14 protein-coding genes are annotated in these 16,918 nt (G+C 41.2%); 4 read left to right on the top strand and 10 right to left on the bottom strand.

All coding sequences use genetic code 11. From position 1 onward, the window contains the following. Positions 1–10: 10 nt before the first annotated feature. The 6 genes from RDV52_RS06385 to RDV52_RS06360 all read right to left on the bottom strand — a co-directional run bounded on the left by RDV52_RS06385 (position 11) and on the right by RDV52_RS06360 (position 5,401). Positions 11–1,027: an isochorismate synthase gene (locus tag RDV52_RS06385; RefSeq protein WP_004366463.1), complete on the bottom strand. Its 1,017-nt coding sequence runs from the start codon at positions 1,025–1,027 to the stop codon at positions 11–13. Between the two features lie 17 nt (positions 1,028–1,044). Beyond that, complete coding sequence (locus tag RDV52_RS06380) at positions 1,045–1,464, bottom strand: PaaI family thioesterase (protein ID WP_004364479.1); 420 nt, start codon at positions 1,462–1,464, stop codon at positions 1,045–1,047. A gap of 352 nt (positions 1,465–1,816) precedes the next feature. Continuing rightward, entirely contained in the window at positions 1,817–3,568 is a 1,752-nt protein-coding gene (locus RDV52_RS06375) for a M6 family metalloprotease domain-containing protein (RefSeq protein ID WP_004366465.1), read from the bottom strand. A gap of 243 nt (positions 3,569–3,811) precedes the next feature. After that, positions 3,812–4,312 carry a pyridoxamine 5'-phosphate oxidase family protein gene (locus RDV52_RS06370; protein ID WP_004366467.1) on the bottom strand — a complete coding sequence of 167 codons (501 nt, stop codon included), beginning with the start codon at positions 4,310–4,312 and terminating at the stop codon, positions 3,812–3,814. A gap of 18 nt (positions 4,313–4,330) precedes the next feature. Then, positions 4,331–4,714 carry a hypothetical protein gene (locus RDV52_RS06365; RefSeq protein ID WP_004366469.1) on the bottom strand — a complete coding sequence of 128 codons (384 nt, stop codon included), beginning with the start codon at positions 4,712–4,714 and terminating at the stop codon, positions 4,331–4,333. A gap of 105 nt (positions 4,715–4,819) precedes the next feature. Further along, complete coding sequence (locus RDV52_RS06360) at positions 4,820–5,401, bottom strand: hypothetical protein (RefSeq protein WP_147278294.1); 582 nt, start codon at positions 5,399–5,401, stop codon at positions 4,820–4,822. 1,019 nt (positions 5,402–6,420) lie between these two features. On the opposite strand from RDV52_RS06360, the gene lysS reads away from it, so the two are divergent. The 4 genes from lysS (at position 6,421) to RDV52_RS06340 (ending at position 11,347) form a co-directional block, all read left to right on the top strand. Further along, complete coding sequence (gene lysS, locus RDV52_RS06355) at positions 6,421–8,151, top strand: lysine--tRNA ligase (RefSeq protein WP_004366473.1); 1,731 nt, start codon at positions 6,421–6,423, stop codon at positions 8,149–8,151. A 41-nt stretch (positions 8,152–8,192) separates the two neighbouring features. Beyond that, on the top strand, positions 8,193–9,188 hold the full coding sequence (locus tag RDV52_RS06350; RefSeq protein WP_036882105.1) for an NAD(P)H-dependent glycerol-3-phosphate dehydrogenase: 996 nt from the start codon (positions 8,193–8,195) through the stop codon (positions 9,186–9,188). Between the two features lie 7 nt (positions 9,189–9,195). Further along, complete coding sequence (locus RDV52_RS06345; RefSeq protein WP_004366475.1) at positions 9,196–10,542, top strand: glucose-6-phosphate isomerase; 1,347 nt, start codon at positions 9,196–9,198, stop codon at positions 10,540–10,542. 61 nt (positions 10,543–10,603) lie between these two features. Further along, a complete protein-coding gene (locus RDV52_RS06340; protein WP_004366476.1) occupies positions 10,604–11,347 on the top strand; it encodes an HAD family hydrolase in 744 nt (247 codons plus the stop codon). Between the two features lie 286 nt (positions 11,348–11,633). Here RDV52_RS06340 and RDV52_RS06335 read toward each other — a convergent pair whose 3' ends face one another. From RDV52_RS06335 to RDV52_RS06320, 4 genes are all read right to left on the bottom strand, one after another. Continuing rightward, the gene (locus tag RDV52_RS06335) at positions 11,634–12,662 is read right to left on the bottom strand and encodes a porin (RefSeq protein WP_004366477.1); all 1,029 of its coding nucleotides are present in this window, start codon (positions 12,660–12,662) and stop codon (positions 11,634–11,636) included. A gap of 210 nt (positions 12,663–12,872) precedes the next feature. Next, complete coding sequence (locus RDV52_RS06330) at positions 12,873–13,844, bottom strand: YitT family protein (RefSeq protein ID WP_004366478.1); 972 nt, start codon at positions 13,842–13,844, stop codon at positions 12,873–12,875. Between the two features lie 187 nt (positions 13,845–14,031). Next, complete coding sequence (locus RDV52_RS06325; protein WP_115098571.1) at positions 14,032–15,210, bottom strand: IS4 family transposase; 1,179 nt, start codon at positions 15,208–15,210, stop codon at positions 14,032–14,034. Positions 15,211–15,952: 742 nt separating this feature from the next. Further along, positions 15,953–16,813: an enoyl-ACP reductase FabI gene (locus tag RDV52_RS06320; protein WP_004366479.1), complete on the bottom strand. Its 861-nt coding sequence runs from the start codon at positions 16,811–16,813 to the stop codon at positions 15,953–15,955. Positions 16,814–16,918 lie beyond the last annotated feature (105 nt).

The following is a 16,918-nucleotide window of genomic DNA, read 5'->3' as shown; positions in this document are numbered from 1 at the left end:
TTATTGCGTTTTAACGAAGTAGTTGTCGCATTGTCGATAGCTTGGCTTCGGTTTCTTTCCATTCGCTTTCTTCCGTGCTTTCTTTCAGTATTCCGCCACCGGCATACAGGTTGCAGACACCTGTTTGCATCTGCATACAGCGCAACGACACATAAATGTGCGTGTTGCCTTGTAGGTTTAGCGGTCCTGCAAAACCACTGTAATAAAGTCTTTTATTCGATTCGTTGGCAAGAATGAATGCCTTTGTCTCGTCTTTGGGCATTCCGCAAACCGCAGGTGTTGGGTGAAGGTCGGACAGAAGTTGTCCTATGGCTGCATCGGGGCGTAGCTTGAAACTGAAGTCGGTGCGCAGATGCACCAAGTCGGCAGCCTGCGTGGTGTATGCCCCTTCTTCCTTTATCTCATCGGCACAGCGTTCCAAGCACCTTTTTATATAGAGAGAAACGTACTGTTGCTCTGCCTTGTTCTTTGCCGACCATTCTATTCCGTTCTCATTGTAAGGCATTGTGCCTGCCAAAGCCATTGTTCGCCATTCCGTGCCATTGCCATCGAGCAGTATTTCGGGCGTTGCCATTAACCAAATGCCCGACTGTGGGGTGGAAAAGAGGGCTACAAACTGGCGTGGATACTTCTTGCAAGCCTGCCAAAACACCTCTTCGGGTTGTAAATCGTGGGGAATTTGCTCCTGCACACAACGTGAGAGCACTATTTTAGCAAACTTGTTGTTTGCCAATTCTTTATGAAAGGCAGCGAAATCTCTGTGATATTTCGCTCTGTCTGCTTCTTTTTCGCTTGCTTCTTGCTTTTCTTTTGCTAAAGACTGCACCTCTTTTACGGGCATCATACGCACTTCGTCGGGCTGCAAAAGCAGTATGGGACAATCGGCTGATGGACTGAACGGTGCAATTACAAAGCCTTCCTTGCCGTTTAATTCGGTAAGCGACGACAACTCTGAAGGTGCGGAATGCCGCACCAACATTGTACATTCTTCGGCAAAAGGCAAGCGGTAGACAGCAAACGAACGCATGACTAAAACTCCTATAACTACAGTTTTCTGTTTGAATGGACGATATAGTTTGTAACTTGCACCGAAGAAATAAGTTCTCCTTCATCATCTTTTACGTCTATATGCCATACATGCAGCTTGTAGCCTTGGTGCAAAATGCGTGCATAAGCCGTAACCATACCTCCGTAAGGCACTGCCTTTACGTGGTTTCCACTTACATTTATGCCCAAAGCCATCTTACCATCGCAAAGCACCATGGAGCCTAAACCTGCCACATTCTCCGCCAATGCCAATGTTGCACCACCGGAAAGGAAACCAAACGTTTGCCTGTTTCTGTCGCCGACAGCCATCTTTGCCATCAACGTGTCGGGTTCCGGGGTTGATATAAAGTGCATTCCCAGGGTGCGGCTCAACCCCTCTTCGTTCTCTAAAATAGCACTGTACTTCTCTACGTTCATTCTTTTTATTCTATCTAATAGCTATAATTAACAACAAATATTATTGAGTTGATTGTAGTTCTACTACTGCAAAGTTAGCAATAAACTATCAGATAAAGAAGCCAAAGCTATTAATTTGTGTTATTGGTTAGACCACACTACAATCACATTTCTTTCACATAAGCGGATAATGGGTGTTAGTTTGTATTCCCTTTTTTATTCTTTCAATATTTTTACACTTGCAGACTGACAACAAAGAGGACTAAATATAGTGATTGCTAATCATGGATTTCAACCTACATAACAAACAAAATCCTCCTCGTTCGAAGTATATCGAACGAGGAGGAACTTTATCTATACGACTTTATATTGTTTACTTCACTACGATTTTCTTGCCGTTGTGAATATAGATACCACGTGTCGGATTCAGCACTCTACGCCCTTGCAGGTCGTAGTAGTAGCCGTCACCGGCATTTTCTGTAGTAGTTTCGCTTATGTTTTCAATGGCGTTTGGTTGCTGGCGATAGCCGAAAAGAATGGTGCCGTCGGCATTCACCTCGATGCCTTGTATGGCATTGTTCACCGTAAGACCATCGTAGAACGTTAGTTTGTCGATGTTCTTCTTTTCTACTCCGAACAGATTTTCTTTGTGAGCACTATAGTTCAGCTGTTCGTCATCGGCAGGAATAATGTATGCACGCATCTTGCTATCAACCGTATTTACGCTATTAGTCTCCCAAGTTCCCTTGGTGTAGGCAAAGTGGCTAAGCATTAAGCCATCGCCGAAAGTAAACGTTTCGTAGCCGTTAGCTCTTCTTTCTTTATATGCTTTGGGATACCACGTGTCCGAAGTTCTGTTCTCAAGAATAAAGTATTCCGCACGATTACGTGTCGAACGTACTATTGCTGCCAACTCGCCGTTTCTGTTTGAAACAGGATCGAGCTTAACTGTCTGAGGAGAAGTCAGTTCTTTTATCTTCAACCAACCTAAATAAGAGCGTTCGTAAGCAGTATAACCGATGGGTGCATTGGCGTTGTTCACATAAGGACCAGCGTCCATAATAGACCAATAACCAAACGGATTGCGAGACAAAGTTACAGAAGGGTCGGTGTTATAGAAGTCGGGCAAGCCTAACGCATGGCCGAACTCGTGGCAGAAAACGCCCATTCCCATAAGCGTTCCATAGTAGTTTAGCTCATTTCCTACGAAGTATGAATTGAAAGGTATGCCTTCTATGGTTTCGTTAATGTCTTGCTCTTGCGGCCAGATATAGTTTTCATAGCCTGGCTTATTGGGGTCTTCGGTAGCCTGTCCGCGACCTGCATAGAACAAGCAAATAAGTTCTACATGCCCTGTCTTTGCGTTCTTAAACTTGTCGAAACTTATGTTTTGTGCTTTAGCTTCCTTCACAACGTCGCGCACTAACTCTGCTGTTTTCTCATCTCTGCCATAGTATGCATAGCTGTGATTTACCTTTATCGGACCTATTACTTCAAATGTTGGCACAAACATACCACGGCTTTGCGACTCGAAAAAGTCTTTTACAGAACCTACGCAACCTGGTTCGTCGTGATAACCTGCCTCGTTATAATAGCGCATCATCTTCTCCGGTGTAGTTGTAGAAAGAAAGTCTTTATCCTTAAATTCTACCATTACAACGGGCACAAGTGGTGTTCCTATACTGTTGATGCCGCCCATTCCCGACCTGTTGTACTCGCCTAAGCCATCGGCCGTAGAGGCACTTATCGCCTTAAGCGGTGCATTATGCGCTGTACGTTTAGCTACACTGTTTAGCAAATGCATATTCTTCTCGGTCTTGTTTGCGTCCAAGAAAGCCTTTTCTTCGGCTGTCCGATCGCCTGCTTCGTGTGCTATTAAAGCAGATGGTTGTAGTTTTCCATCGCGTATAACGGCATAATAAAAACTATTGTTAGCGCCTTTTGACAAGATTTTCCCATCGAGCGTTGTATAATAAACCGTACGACCGCCTGCGCCTCTAACCATTATCTTGATGCTGGTGCTGTCGCTTTGTTTCACTGTCCAAACCTTTGGCATTGGTCCAACAGCAAGTGTCGGGAGCGTAATAGCTGCCGACAAAAGCATTGAAATTAAGATTTTTTTCATATTTCTTTATTGTAGATATTACCTATATTTAATAAATGGGTCTGCAAATATAACTAAATCCTATATAAAATCCCTTACAATGTTCCAATCTTTTTTGTTTTTTTAAGAATAAACGTTTCACGTTAAATAGGCAAATTATATGTTCAAACGTTTATAGAACTACGTTGTTTTCTACGAGTATAATAAAAATGAAGAGCCTCTGAAAGTTTTTTGTCCAGCTTTCAGAGGCACTTCAGGTAAATATCATCGGGCTTTTTTCATTCTCACAAGCTCAATTGCTTCTTTCCCACTGATATGTTCGATGGTGAATTCAATCATGACAAGGTGTGAGAAATCTTTCTTTATCTCGTGTCTGAGCCCTTCTTCATCGTCGGGATTGTACCGCCTGCCCAATTTGCAGAGGGCTTCCATCTTCTCCGTTTCATCTTCTATTAAGCGGACTTTTCCGAAGCATATGACACTTCGAAAATAGGTAGTGAACTCTTTGGGCTTCACTTCGTTTCGATCGATTACTGTAAACGAAGCCTTATTACTATTGTGAATAGCGTCCAGTTTATGTCCTTTTAATGCAGAATGGAAGTATAGTTTGCGTCCCACAAGTACAGGAGTGATGGGCACACCATAGGGATAGCCGTCATCGCCAAGCAAAGAAAGCACACCGGAGGTTGCTTTTTCCAATATTTCCGTGCATTCCGTTTCTGTTAATTCTTGGCGTTTGCGCCGCATAGTTCTAAATTCTGTCATAATAAAAACGTTAATATTTTATTGCACGATTAACGCTTTCTCCAACTGTTCGGGCTGTTCGGGGTAGAGATGTATTTTGGTTTGCTGTTTCGTAGTGATGGTTAAAACAGGGTAAAACAACTTTTTCCGAATGCTTACAGTTGCTATTTCGGAGAGCGGCAGCGTGCGCGTCTTCACTTCGTTCGTTGTTTTGTACGTCAGCAAGTTGCCTTCTATCTTTATCGTCATGCGGTAATAGTAGGCGATAAAGATTGCTATTGTACCTAAAAACCAAAAGACAGCGAAGAAATCGAAGTCGTTTGAACGAAAAAGGTAGTAACAAAGCATTGTTGTAAAAAGATAACTAGCAATTAAAGCCAATGCCATTGTGATTTTAAAGTTTCTGCTTATCTTGTATTTCATCTTATTCTCTGGTATTTCTTTTAATTTATTTCTTAAAAAATATTATACCTACAAAAGTTGATACTTATTTCAACTCTTGTAGGTATATGGAAATTAAGACTATTTTTAATACCAATATAAGTTACTGTTTATTGTAACGTTGTTAGCTATTTTAATTTCATTTTTTAACTTTAATGGCAATTTTGATTTCTCAACCAGCTCATAAATCTTATTTCCATATGAAATAGAACTATCATGGTCAAGTTCATTAATAGTCAAAATTATTTTATTGCAAAGTTCTGATAACATTTCAATATCTTCGTTACTGAAATTTAATGATAAATATTCGTTACTGTGCAATAAATTGAAGCAGGGAAGCAAATCAGGTTTTTCACTATTTGCCAATTCTTTAATTAAATTATCTGTAAATGAAAATATACTATTTTTTTGCATGTTAAATTTTTCTATCGAGTAGTTTTGTTTATATTTTGCAAATAAAGTGGCAACAGCCTTGTACATCCCATCGTAATCTATATTTCCTTCTTTAGAAACATATGAACTGTTTGATTTGGTTAAATCTTGTAAAATTACATTGTGATAATAGCCTATTGAGTCTAAAAAACATGGATAAATGGTATTTGGAATAAATGTTCTTAGCGTAGATGTCGCAATACTATCTCGTGTTTGTGAATGCTTTGATTTTCTCATTTTCTTTTCTACATAATCCATGTAGTCATCATACAGTCCAGAAGCTAACACCCCAAAAATAGCTCCTCCAAAACCTCCTGTTGCAGCACCCGCTATTGTAGCAACACAGCCATCTGCTACAGCAGATAGTCCTCTTCGTGCCCATTTGTGTGCCCATTTGTGCCAATTTCCTCTTGTTCCCTTTCCTATTAATTTTTGCTCAAATAAAACTTGTTGATTTAAACTATCGACTGAAGTTAGAAAAGTTTTAAGTTCTACACTATTATTTCGGGGGGATGGTGTAGTTTCTACTTCGTTCTCTTTACTACATGATGCTGTTAAAACAAGAATACTGCCTAATAAGAATACTTTTACTACAGATTTTTTTTCTTTTCATAATTAAATTAAATTATTTTTTTTGTTAATAATATTTTTGCAAATTTACGTAAAATGACCAATATGAACAAATGAAAATCTATAAAAATATTAAAAAGAGTGTATGGTTTTAACATTTAAAAAGCTCTAAAACAGAACCGTGAAACAATAGAATCGGGATTGAAAAATTTTAAAAACGGTTTGAGATTTCTGAAACCTACGCTTTTATTTTTAAAACAATAGGTTTTACTCGTCAAAAGCGTAGGTTTTGCAAGGCGAAAACGTAGATTTTGCGAGCTGAAAACAGTTCTTTCTGCTACCTTTTCAGTTCTGTTCGTAAGGTAAACGTCGCTACGTGATAGCACAGTGCTACCCACTAAGCAGTGAACTTGTTGATGTTCAGTAGGCTTAGCGTTGCACGTGAAAAGTGGGCTTATTTGAAAACGATTTTATCTTTGTGCAGAAAACAGCTCTTCTCAGCGTGTTTCACGATTTCAAAATTAACTTTTAACGCATTTTATTTAACTTTACTTTACATTATTCTCGTACTACGATGCAAACGTAACCACCTGATTAAGGCATAAAAAAGACAAAAAGAACGAGGAATTGCAAATAATTTATTAAATTTGCAGACTATAAGAATTATAATTCGATTAATAGAATATATGAACGTTTTAGAATTATCAGAACAAGAGATTGTGCGCCGTCAGAGTTTGCAGGAATTGCGCAATATGGGCATCGACCCCTATCCAGCAGCAGAGTTTCCAACTAATGCTTACTCTGCAGATATAAAGAATGAATTTAAAGAAGACGAGAAACGCGAAGTTGTAATTGCAGGTCGCCTTATGGGAAAGCGTGTAATGGGCAAGGCGTCTTTTGCAGAAATACAAGACAGCAAAGGCAGAATACAGGTCTACATTACTCGCGATGACCTTTGTCCAGGCGAGAACAAGGATCTTTATAACATTGTTTTTAAAAAGTTATTGGATATCGGCGATATCATTGGGATTAAAGGTTTTGTGTTTAAAACACAGATGGGCGAGATATCTATACACGCCGAAGAACTCACCGTACTGTCGAAAAGCCTGAAGCCACTGCCCGTTGTGAAGTATAAAGACGGTGTGGCTTACGATAAGTTCGACGACCCAGAGCTTCGCTATCGCCGCAGATACGTGGACTTGGTGGTGAACGATGGCGTGAAGGAAACGTTCAAAAAGCGTGCCACGGTGTTGAGAACTATGCGCCGTTTCTTCGACGATGCAGGTTACACTGAAGTGGAAACCCCAATATTGCAGACCATTGCGGGTGGTGCAAGTGCCCGTCCTTTCATCACACACTTCAATGCGCTGAACACCGAAATGTATATGCGCATCGCTACAGAACTTTATCTGAAGCGACTGATTGTAGGCGGTTTCGAAGGTGTTTATGAGATTGGGAAGAACTTCCGCAACGAAGGTATGGATCGCTTCCATAATCCAGAGTTCACCTGTATGGAACTTTATGTTCAGTATAAAGATTATAACTGGATGATGAGCTTTACCGAAAAGCTAATAGAAAAGATTTGTACAGAGGTGAACGGTAAGCCTGAAATACAAGTGGGCGACAACCTTATCAGCTTCAAGGCACCATTCCGCCGCCTTCCAATACTCGATGCTATTAAGGAAAAGACTGGTTTCGACCTTGATGGTAAGACAGAAGAAGAAATTCGTAACATTGCTGTGAACGAGCTAAAGATTGAAGGTATCGATAATAGCTTTGGCAAAGGTAAGCTAATAGACGAAATATTTGGTGAGTTCTGCGAGGGTACTTTCATACAGCCGACATTCATTATCGACTATCCGGTGGAGATGTCGCCACTCTCAAAGATGCATCGTTCTAAGCCAGGACTTACCGAACGCTTTGAATTGTTTGCGAATGGTAAGGAAATTGCCAACGCTTACTCGGAATTGAACGACCCTATCGACCAGGAAGAGCGCTTCAAGGAGCAAATGCGATTGGCAGACAACGGCGACGACGAAGCAATGGTTATCGACCAAGACTTCCTGCGTGCCCTGCAATATGGTATGCCGCCAACATCGGGTATCGGCATCGGTATCGACCGTTTGGTGATGTTGATGACAGGACAGGAGTACATTCAAGAGGTTCTGCTCTTCCCACAGATGAAGCCAGAAGCCAAAGTTCCGCAAAGCAGCATAAAGGAATGGGCAGAGATTGGTGTCCCAGAAGAGTGGGTTTACGTGCTGCGCAAATGCGGTTTCAACCTCATTCAGAATATAAAAGAGGAGAAAGCGCAAGGCTTGCAACAGAAACTTGGCGAGATAAACAAGAAATACAAGTTGGGATACGACAAGCCATCGGTTGACGAAATTCAGCGTTGGATTGACAAAGCACAATGACAACATAAAGGGAAGGCGTGCCCTTCTCTCTTGAATACGACATGTACGACGTAGGAAACATAGCAATCATCGGAAGCGGAAGCTGGGCTACAGCCATCGCAAAGATTGTGGTGGAACACACGCACCACATAGGTTGGTACTTTCGACGCGACGAGACAATAGAGCAATTTCGCAAGTTGGGGCACAATCCCACCTATCTGACAAGTGCTCATTTCGACACCAACGAAATCCGTTTGTCGTCAGACATCAATCGTTTGGTGCAAGATTACGATACGCTTATCTTTGTAACGCCATCGCCTTACCTGAAAGGAATACTGAAGAAAGTAAAGCACAAGTTGCACGATAAGTTCATCGTAACAGCCATTAAAGGTATTGTACCCGACGAGAACTTGGTTTGCTCGGAGTACTTCCGCAAGGTTATGAAGGTGCCAGAAGAAAACTTGGCGGTAATAGGAGGACCGTCGCATGCCGAAGAAGTGGCTATGGAACGCCTGACGTATCTTACCGTAGGCTGCACCGACACGGAGAAAGCGCAGGCGCTGACCGAAGTATTGGTTTCCAATTACGTTAAAACGAAAGTATCGCACGATGTTCTTGGCATAGAATATGCTTCGGTTCTGAAGAACGTTTATGCCATAGCCTCGGGTATTTGCTCGGGTTTGAAGTATGGAGACAACTTTCAAGCGGTAATTATTTCGAATGCAATGCAAGAGATGGAACGGCTGCTTACGAGTATAAATCCTATAAAACGCAACATGATAGACAGCGTTTATCTTGGCGACCAGCTCGTTACGGGATATAGCAACTTCAGCCGTAACCGCACTTTCGGCATGATGATAGGAAAAGGATACAGCGTTAAATCGGCACAAATGGAAATGGAAATGATTGCCGAAGGCTATTTCGGAACGAAGTGCATGAAGGAAATCAACCGCCATCTGCACGTGAACATGCCTATCCTCGATGCAGTTTACAATATACTGTACGAAGGTATTAGCCCCAAAATAGAGATTAAATTATTAACAGATTCTTTCAGATAACATACAAATGGAGAATATTAAATTAGACATTTCAAAAGCAGCTCAGGTGCTGAACCCGGGCACAATGGAATCGTATGCGCCACAGGTGGCAGCAGCACAAGAGGCTTTAGAAAAAGGAACTTGCCTTGGTAACGACTTCTTAGGTTGGTTACACCTGCCTACAAACATCACGGAAGAGTTTATAAACGAGATTAACAGCGTTGCCGGCACCCTGCGCGAAAAGTGCGACTTCGTAGTCGTTGCAGGTATTGGCGGATCTTATTTAGGGGCACGTGCCATCATTGAAGCCTTGAGCAATAGCTTTGCATGGCTCTTGAACGACAAGAAGAACCCTACAATCCTTTACGCTGGCAACAACATCAGCGAAGATTATCTGTACGAACTCACCGAGTTCCTGAAGGATAAGCGTTTCGGTGTCATCAACATTTCCAAGTCTGGAACAACCACGGAGACTGCCCTTGCTTTCCGTTTGCTGAAGAAACAATGCGAAAATCAGCGTGGCAAGGAGGAAGCAAAACACGTTATCGTTGCCATTACCGACGCTGTAAAGGGTGCAGCACGTACGGCAGCAACACGCGAAGGTTACAAGACTTTCGTTATTCCAGACAACGTTGGCGGTCGTTTCTCTGTGCTTACACCTGTTGGCTTGTTGCCTATCGCAGTGGCAGGCTTCGACATTCAGCAGCTTATAAAGGGCGCACAAGACATGGAAAAGGCTACAGGCACAGATGTTCCGTTCGCTCAGAACATTGCAGCACGCTATGCTGCCATTCGTCAGGCACTTTATTCAGAAGCTGGAAAGAAGATAGAAATAATGGCAAACTTCCAGCCAAAGCTCCATTTTATGGCAGAATGGTGGAAGCAACTCTACGGAGAAAGCGAAGGAAAGGAGCAAAAAGGTATCTTCCCGGCAGCGTGCGACTTCACCACCGACCTTCATTCCATGGGACAATGGATACAGGAAGGAGAACGCTCAATATTTGAAACGGTACTCTCTATCGAAGAACCTAACAGGAAATTGCTGTTCCCACACGACGATGAAAACCTTGACGGACTGAATTTCCTCGAAGGTAAGCGCGTGGACGAAGTAAACAAAATGGCTGAATTAGGCACACGACTGGCACACGTTGATGGCGGTGTTCCAAACATTCGCATCAGCATTCCAAAACTAAACGAATACTATATCGGACAGCTTATCTACTTCTTCGAGAAGGCTTGCGGTATCAGCGGCTTGGTTCAACAGGTAAATCCGTTCAACCAGCCGGGTGTAGAGGCATACAAAAAGAATATGTTTGCCCTGCTCGACAAACCGGGTTACGAGGAAGAAAGCAAAGCTATCAGAAAACGATTATAAAGATAAAAGAAGCCCAGTCCATTGTTTAAATGGGTTGGGCTTTTTAGTTTTACACGCAAGAATGTTTCAGGAAGCAATCAGAAAATACAACAAACAAGCTGCACAACCCTTTGCGCCGAAGGTTGTTCTCTTCGATATGGACGGCGTATTATACGACTCTATGCCCAACCACGCAAAGGCCTGGCAAAGGGCAATGGCTGAATTTGGAATCCATTTCACTGCCGAAGACGCATACGCAACAGAGGGTGCAAGAGGTGTAGACACTGTCCGGAGGTATGCAAAGGAGCAGTTAGGCAAGGTACTGACCGAACAGGAAGCGGAAGAAATGTACCAGCTAAAGGCGTGCTACTTCCAAGAAATGCCTACAACAGACATCTTCGATGGTGTAAAAGACTTAATGCAGAAGATACAAAACAGCGGCTTAAAGATAGGCATTGTAACAGGAAGCGGACAGCGACAGCTTATTAACAGATTACTTTCTGATTTCAAAGACTTTATCAACGAGACACAAATAACCACCGCTTTCGATGTAAAACGTGGCAAACCGAACCCCGACCCTTACCTGATGGGCTTGAAAAAGGCAGGCAATTCTGCACCGCACGAAGGCATCGTCGTAGAGAATGCCCCCTTGGGAGTGCGTGCAGGTGTAGCAGCGGGGTGCTTCACGGTCGCCATCAACAGCGGCCCCCTACCCGACGCAGCCCTTCTCAACGAAGGCGCAGATGTCCTTTTCGAAACTATTCGTGCATTTTCCGACAGCTGGGAACAGCTGACAGCCAGTGTGGCACAATCATTAAAAAGATAGAAGAAAAGGCAGATAACAGGACTGGATTTCCGACATCAAAGCAATCGATAATTACGTTGAAGAAGCATACAGTGCCACCTTGTCCAAACAAGAAGGCACTGTTATCTTTCTGCTCCACCCCACCCGTAATCTTATTATCCATACAGAAAAAGGCTATAAAGATACAAAACGTTGCCTTATCTCCATCAATGAATGATTAAAAAAGCGCAAACCAACACTCATCACGAGCATTGGTTCACCTTTATTATTATGGATTATTCAGTCTAAATATAATTATAGAGGTACGTTAAAGTACCTTTCCACGCCAGGTTACACCGACGTTGAACTGCGACATCTTGTCTTGTACTACCCCTTCGGGGTTCGCATTCTTGCCAAATGCATAGCTGTAATAACCGTGTATTCTGACGTTCTTGTCTTTAAGTGGGTAGTATTCCACACCAGCCCCTACACGAGTGAGTTCTGTTCCATTATGCAAGGCAACGTCGGCTTCAGTTCCTGCGTGGTTCACTTCGTAGCTTGCCTTTGCGAAAACATTCAGTTTTTCAGTAGGTTGATACGACAGCTGACCAATAACCGAGCAGTCTTTACCAATGAAACCTTGTCCGGAAGCGGCACGATTCCAATAGTCCAACTCTAATTGGAGGTTGTTGGTAAAGTGAAATTTATTGCCTAACGAAATGTAGTTGATAAACTTATGAGGAGCATATTCCGACATATTTACCGACCAAAAAGTTTCCCATATTCCGTGTCGTCCATTCCACAATACATTATAGGCATACATTTCGGCTGCCTTACCTGCCTTGTTTTCATAGACTTTTTGATATGGGCTTTGGCAAATCTGTGTCGAGAATACATCGTTTCCACTATTGGTAGCCAGTTCACCCACTACTCCCCATTGGTAACAAGGGAAGTTATAGCAAAATTCAGATAAGAAATAACAGTCGATGGGTGCTGGCAACAACTCGTAGCCCGCCACCAATACAATGTATTTTCCTGCAATAATAGCTACATTTTTATTAGGTTTATATTTTAAGTAGAGCCAATCGGTGGAGTTAAAGAAGTTGTAGTCTTTATTAATACCATTCAATCGGTTACGGAAAGCATACGAGAACTTTGGAGAAATGTCGCCTTTCAGAATGATATTCACTATATATCCTTTAAAGCCGCTTTCGTTCTTAATGTGCTTTCCATCTATATCTGTACGCTGATAGTCGGCTCTTGCTTCGAATTGCAGGCTGACAGGCTTTGTCTCTTGTGCCATCGCAATGGTGGAAATCCACAAAAACACAAGAGCAATTATACTTTTAATCTTCATAATCGGTAGTCGATAAGTTTGGTTTTAACAATATTCAACAGCACATCAATGCCTTTTATGCGCTGCACGAATATTCGCCTTACATTAATATATGCCTATTATATGTTGTGCTTATATTTCTTTTACATTGTAAAGAGGCGGCATATTGCTACACCGTCTCTTTACTTTAAACATTGAGATATAGGATTTAGTACACCCTTAAATGTACATTTAATGTTTTATCTTCTTATGTTTGTTCCACAATCCGTGTACTTCGCTTACAGTATCGGTAGTGCAGAACGAATCAATTTGCTCCTTTCCAAGGAACGCCATAAAGTTTGACAACTCTTCGTTGGTTAGAATAATTTCCAGCTGTACATTCTTCTGATGACTGAAACCACCAATAACCTCATGCATGGTTACGCCACGGTGAAGAGTGTTGATGACGTAATCCTGAATGCGCTCGTAGTCTTTTGAAATAACAAATACACGGTTTCTCATGTTCATACCCAGCATAAAGTGGTTCAAGATGAGACCGTTCATCCATGTACCGATAAGACCGATGATAACGAGATCGGGGGTATTGATGGCAAAAGCAGTACAGCAAATGGCAGCACCTGCGAACGTTACCGATGTACCAAGGCTGACACCAGTGTACTTATTGATAATCTTTGCCAGAATATCGAGCCCACCGGTAGAAGCGTTGATGCTGAAAAGAATACTTTGCGAAGCACTCAAAATCAGCACGAAACAGAGCAGGTCGAACCACGGATTGGTAACAATGCCGTGGCTGGCAAGGTGTTGGGCGAACATAGATTCTGACATTGGGAAGACTTTTCCGAGGAAATCAATCATCGGACCGAGTATAAGCGCAGTGTAAACGGTCTTGGCTCCAAACTCGTTCCCTATCAGAATGAACGACAATACCAACAAGATTGCGTTGATAATGAAAATTACGTTACCAACCGAAATGAATGGTAAAAGCTTGGCAATTACCAGCGAAAGACCAGTAATAGAACCTACAATGAGCTTACTTGGGATAAGGAAGAAGTAGACACCGAGTGCTGCAACGAACATACCAAGGGTCATGATGATCAGTTCTACCCAGAATTTCTTTGTCTTCAGCAATCCTCCAACTTTGGAAAGACCTTGGTTAATGCCTTCAGCTGAGAATGGACTGACTTTCTTAGAATCTTGATTCATAATTAAATTCGATTTAAGTTAGATTGTTCTTATATATTTTTTTACTTTCTCGAATATGTGCACGTGCCTTTTCAATTCTATAGGGTTAGCAAGACAAGGCAACTATAAATGCGGTACAAAATTACACTATTTAAATGATATAACAAATATTTAATACTAGTACTGGTGCAATAAAATTGCACGGTAATTAAATATCATCAAAAAGAGATCGTTCTTTGACATATTGATTATGAGATGGAAGAGGGTCTTGCTTCGTTATAAGCTCTTTCAAGTTTACTTTTTCAAGTACTGAAATTCTTGTTAAAGTAGCCACCTCTGTTATTGAATATGGGCTTTTGTACTCATGCTTCATCTTGGCAATTAGAAGATATGTGATAATTGCAACCCACAGATGGGTGCTTACCGCATTCTTTGAAAATCCCCATAAAGTCTTGACAACAATATTTTGTTTGATCCATTTGAAGAAGACCTCAATATCCCATCTGTGTCTATAGAGATTTGCAATTTCTAATGCTTCAATCTCAAAGTTATTGGTTATGAATTCGACTTCTTTACCGTTGTCTGCATCATAGTAACACACTTTTCGGATATGTTCAGGATATAGCTTTCTGGATTTGCATGTAGTTAGGCGTATTGTAAAATCGCCTCTTACTCCAGTGCTTACATCAAAGTCTTCTTTGTGGTCTACAATCTCATATCGCATGTTGTCTTTTGGACGGCAAATCCAAAATGCACCAGCCTTATGAAATCTGTATAATGCATCAAAGTCCACATATGCCTTATCCATCATATAAAATGCAAGTGGCTCTGGCTCAATCCTATCCAGCTCGTTACTGTCATGCCATTTGCCGTCTGTAATATGAATGCTGGCAGGAATGCTTCCACGTAAATCAAGCAATGTGTGCATTTTAACTGCTCCCTTACTGTATTTACCCAAAGCCCAGGTTGCAAGCACTATGCTTGTTGATATTGTTGTGGAGTCTAAAGCATAAAGTACATTGTCAACAGATACCTCTGACAATTTTGTCTCTGAATACAATGGACGTACTTGTTCAATGAGATATTTGCCCAGTTCCTCGTATATGTGATAGTTGCGGTTCTCATTGGCTCGAGATAACGAAGAATGAGTGACTGTTTTGCGAATTCCTAAATGATACAATATATTATGATGTGCTGTCAGGCACATACATATGTCTCTTAAGGAATCACAGCCAGTAATCTGACCGAACAATAAATGTAACAGATGATTATAGCTGTTTAATTCTCTTGAATGTCTATCACCTTTATATTTCGTGACAAGTTTATCAAACTGGTAACGAGGAACAAAGTCTATGACTTGAGAGAATATGTACTTTCCAATATTCATAATCTTGCAGATTTAGGCTGCAAAATTACTCTTACCATTTCAAATCAAAAAAACTAAGAACGTTATAACTGATTAAATATCAAATCAATATAGAAGTGGCTTCAATTTTATTGCACCACTAGTAATTTAATACGCAAAAAATAAGGTCTTACTTGTAATTTTTCACTCTTTTCTTGATTTTATACCAATAATATGGGATAGCCGGACCAATTATTCGGCTTATTTAAACTTATATGATGTGTTTTTAGAAGTTATGCTCTCTTAATATTTAAGGTATAAATGTGTATTTCTGATTTATTGCATCTTGACATTTAGACAACTGAAACGACATAATCTCAATTATTTTACACATTATTATATAGAAAGCGTTGATTTTGCTAAGCAATTAGTATCTTATTGTCTAATTCTATTCAGCGTCTTGTGATTTTGCGATAAACATTATCTGGTACTATTATGATGACAGAACGGAAATAACGGCAGGAACATATATATTGCTTTTAAATTATAAGCAATATCCTTACATATATGTTGGAAAGCATGAATAAAAGACAGTATAAAGCGATAAAGAAGCTTTTCTTTAAGGTTATTATAAACGAATAGTTTCAATCTGTAAGCAATATCGTTCCTAATCAACGGAAAAATAAACCCAAATTGAGATAATGTCAATTTGGAACAAACAGCAACAAGGGACGGCACCATGAGTGTCGTCCCTTGCTTACATGTATATCTGAAGTACGAAATATTACCCGTAAATAATCTTTCCGTTCTCGTCTTTGTATTCGTCGCCGATACCTTTTTCGTAGGTAGACATGGCACGAAGGCTCATACCGATGTTAGAGAAACCACCATCGTGGTAGAGATTTTGCATGGTTACCTTCTTCGTTAAGTCAGAGAACATAACGATGCAATAGTCGGCACATTCGGCTGCAGAAGCGTTACCGAGTGGCGACATACGGTTGGCGAAATCGTACAACTTGTCCATTCCCTTCACACCCTGCCCAGCCGTAGTCATCGTTGGCGATTGTGAGATGGTGTTGATACGCACGTTCTTCTCGCGTCCGTATATATAGCCGAAGCTACGTGCAATGCTTTCCAAGAGTGCCTTCGCATCAGCCATATCGTTATATCCAAAGAATGTGCGTTGGGCAGCAATGTATGTCAAAGCCAAGATAGAACCATAGTCGTTGATAGCATCGAGCTTCTTCGCACTCTGAATCATCTTGTGGAAAGATACAGCCGATATGTCGAGCGTCGTATTCAACATGTTATAGTCCAAATCATCGTATGTACGACGTTTGCGAACATTAGGCGACATACCGATAGAGTGAAGCACAAAGTCAATCTTACCTCCTAAGATTTCCATCGAACGCCTAAACACGTTCTCCAAGTCTTCTACGTTTGTAGCATCGGCTGCTATGACCTCACAGTTCAGTTTCTCTGCCAATGCACTTACAGTACCCATTCTTACGGCTACGGGTGTATTGGAAAGTGTTATCGTTGCTCCTTCTTCTACTGCTCGTTCTGCAACCTTCCATGCAATTGATTGTTCGTTAAGTGCACCGAAAACAATGCCTCTTTTACCTTTTAATAAGTTATAACCCATATTATTATCCTTCTAAATTGGGTTCAAAGGTAATAAATATTGTTGGAAAACTCATCTATTCTATTGTTAAATAGGGTTTCCTTGCCCAATTGAGAGAATTGAGAG

The organism is Prevotella nigrescens (assembly GCF_031191185.1).
Classification (GTDB): domain Bacteria; phylum Bacteroidota; class Bacteroidia; order Bacteroidales; family Bacteroidaceae; genus Prevotella; species Prevotella nigrescens.
Note: the sequence above shows the minus strand (reverse complement) of the source record. Positions and strands in the feature narration are given on the sequence as shown.

Coding starts and splice junctions, on each gene's coding strand:
- RDV52_RS06385 (WP_004366463.1), bottom strand. CDS start 1,027: ATGCGTTCGTTTGCTGTCTACCGCTTGCCTTTTGCCGAAGAATGTACA.
- RDV52_RS06380 (WP_004364479.1), bottom strand. CDS start 1,464: ATGAACGTAGAGAAGTACAGTGCTATTTTAGAGAACGAAGAGGGGTTG.
- RDV52_RS06375 (WP_004366465.1), bottom strand. CDS start 3,568: ATGAAAAAAATCTTAATTTCAATGCTTTTGTCGGCAGCTATTACGCTC.
- RDV52_RS06370 (WP_004366467.1), bottom strand. CDS start 4,312: ATGACAGAATTTAGAACTATGCGGCGCAAACGCCAAGAATTAACAGAA.
- RDV52_RS06365 (WP_004366469.1), bottom strand. CDS start 4,714: ATGAAATACAAGATAAGCAGAAACTTTAAAATCACAATGGCATTGGCT.
- RDV52_RS06360 (WP_147278294.1), bottom strand. CDS start 5,401: ATGAGAAAATCAAAGCATTCACAAACACGAGATAGTATTGCGACATCT.
- lysS (WP_004366473.1), top strand. CDS start 6,421: ATGAACGTTTTAGAATTATCAGAACAAGAGATTGTGCGCCGTCAGAGT.
- RDV52_RS06350 (WP_036882105.1), top strand. CDS start 8,193: ATGTACGACGTAGGAAACATAGCAATCATCGGAAGCGGAAGCTGGGCT.
- RDV52_RS06345 (WP_004366475.1), top strand. CDS start 9,196: ATGGAGAATATTAAATTAGACATTTCAAAAGCAGCTCAGGTGCTGAAC.
- RDV52_RS06340 (WP_004366476.1), top strand. CDS start 10,604: ATGTTTCAGGAAGCAATCAGAAAATACAACAAACAAGCTGCACAACCC.
- RDV52_RS06335 (WP_004366477.1), bottom strand. CDS start 12,662: ATGAAGATTAAAAGTATAATTGCTCTTGTGTTTTTGTGGATTTCCACC.
- RDV52_RS06330 (WP_004366478.1), bottom strand. CDS start 13,844: ATGAATCAAGATTCTAAGAAAGTCAGTCCATTCTCAGCTGAAGGCATT.
- RDV52_RS06325 (WP_115098571.1), bottom strand. CDS start 15,210: ATGAATATTGGAAAGTACATATTCTCTCAAGTCATAGACTTTGTTCCT.
- RDV52_RS06320 (WP_004366479.1), bottom strand. CDS start 16,813: ATGGGTTATAACTTATTAAAAGGTAAAAGAGGCATTGTTTTCGGTGCA.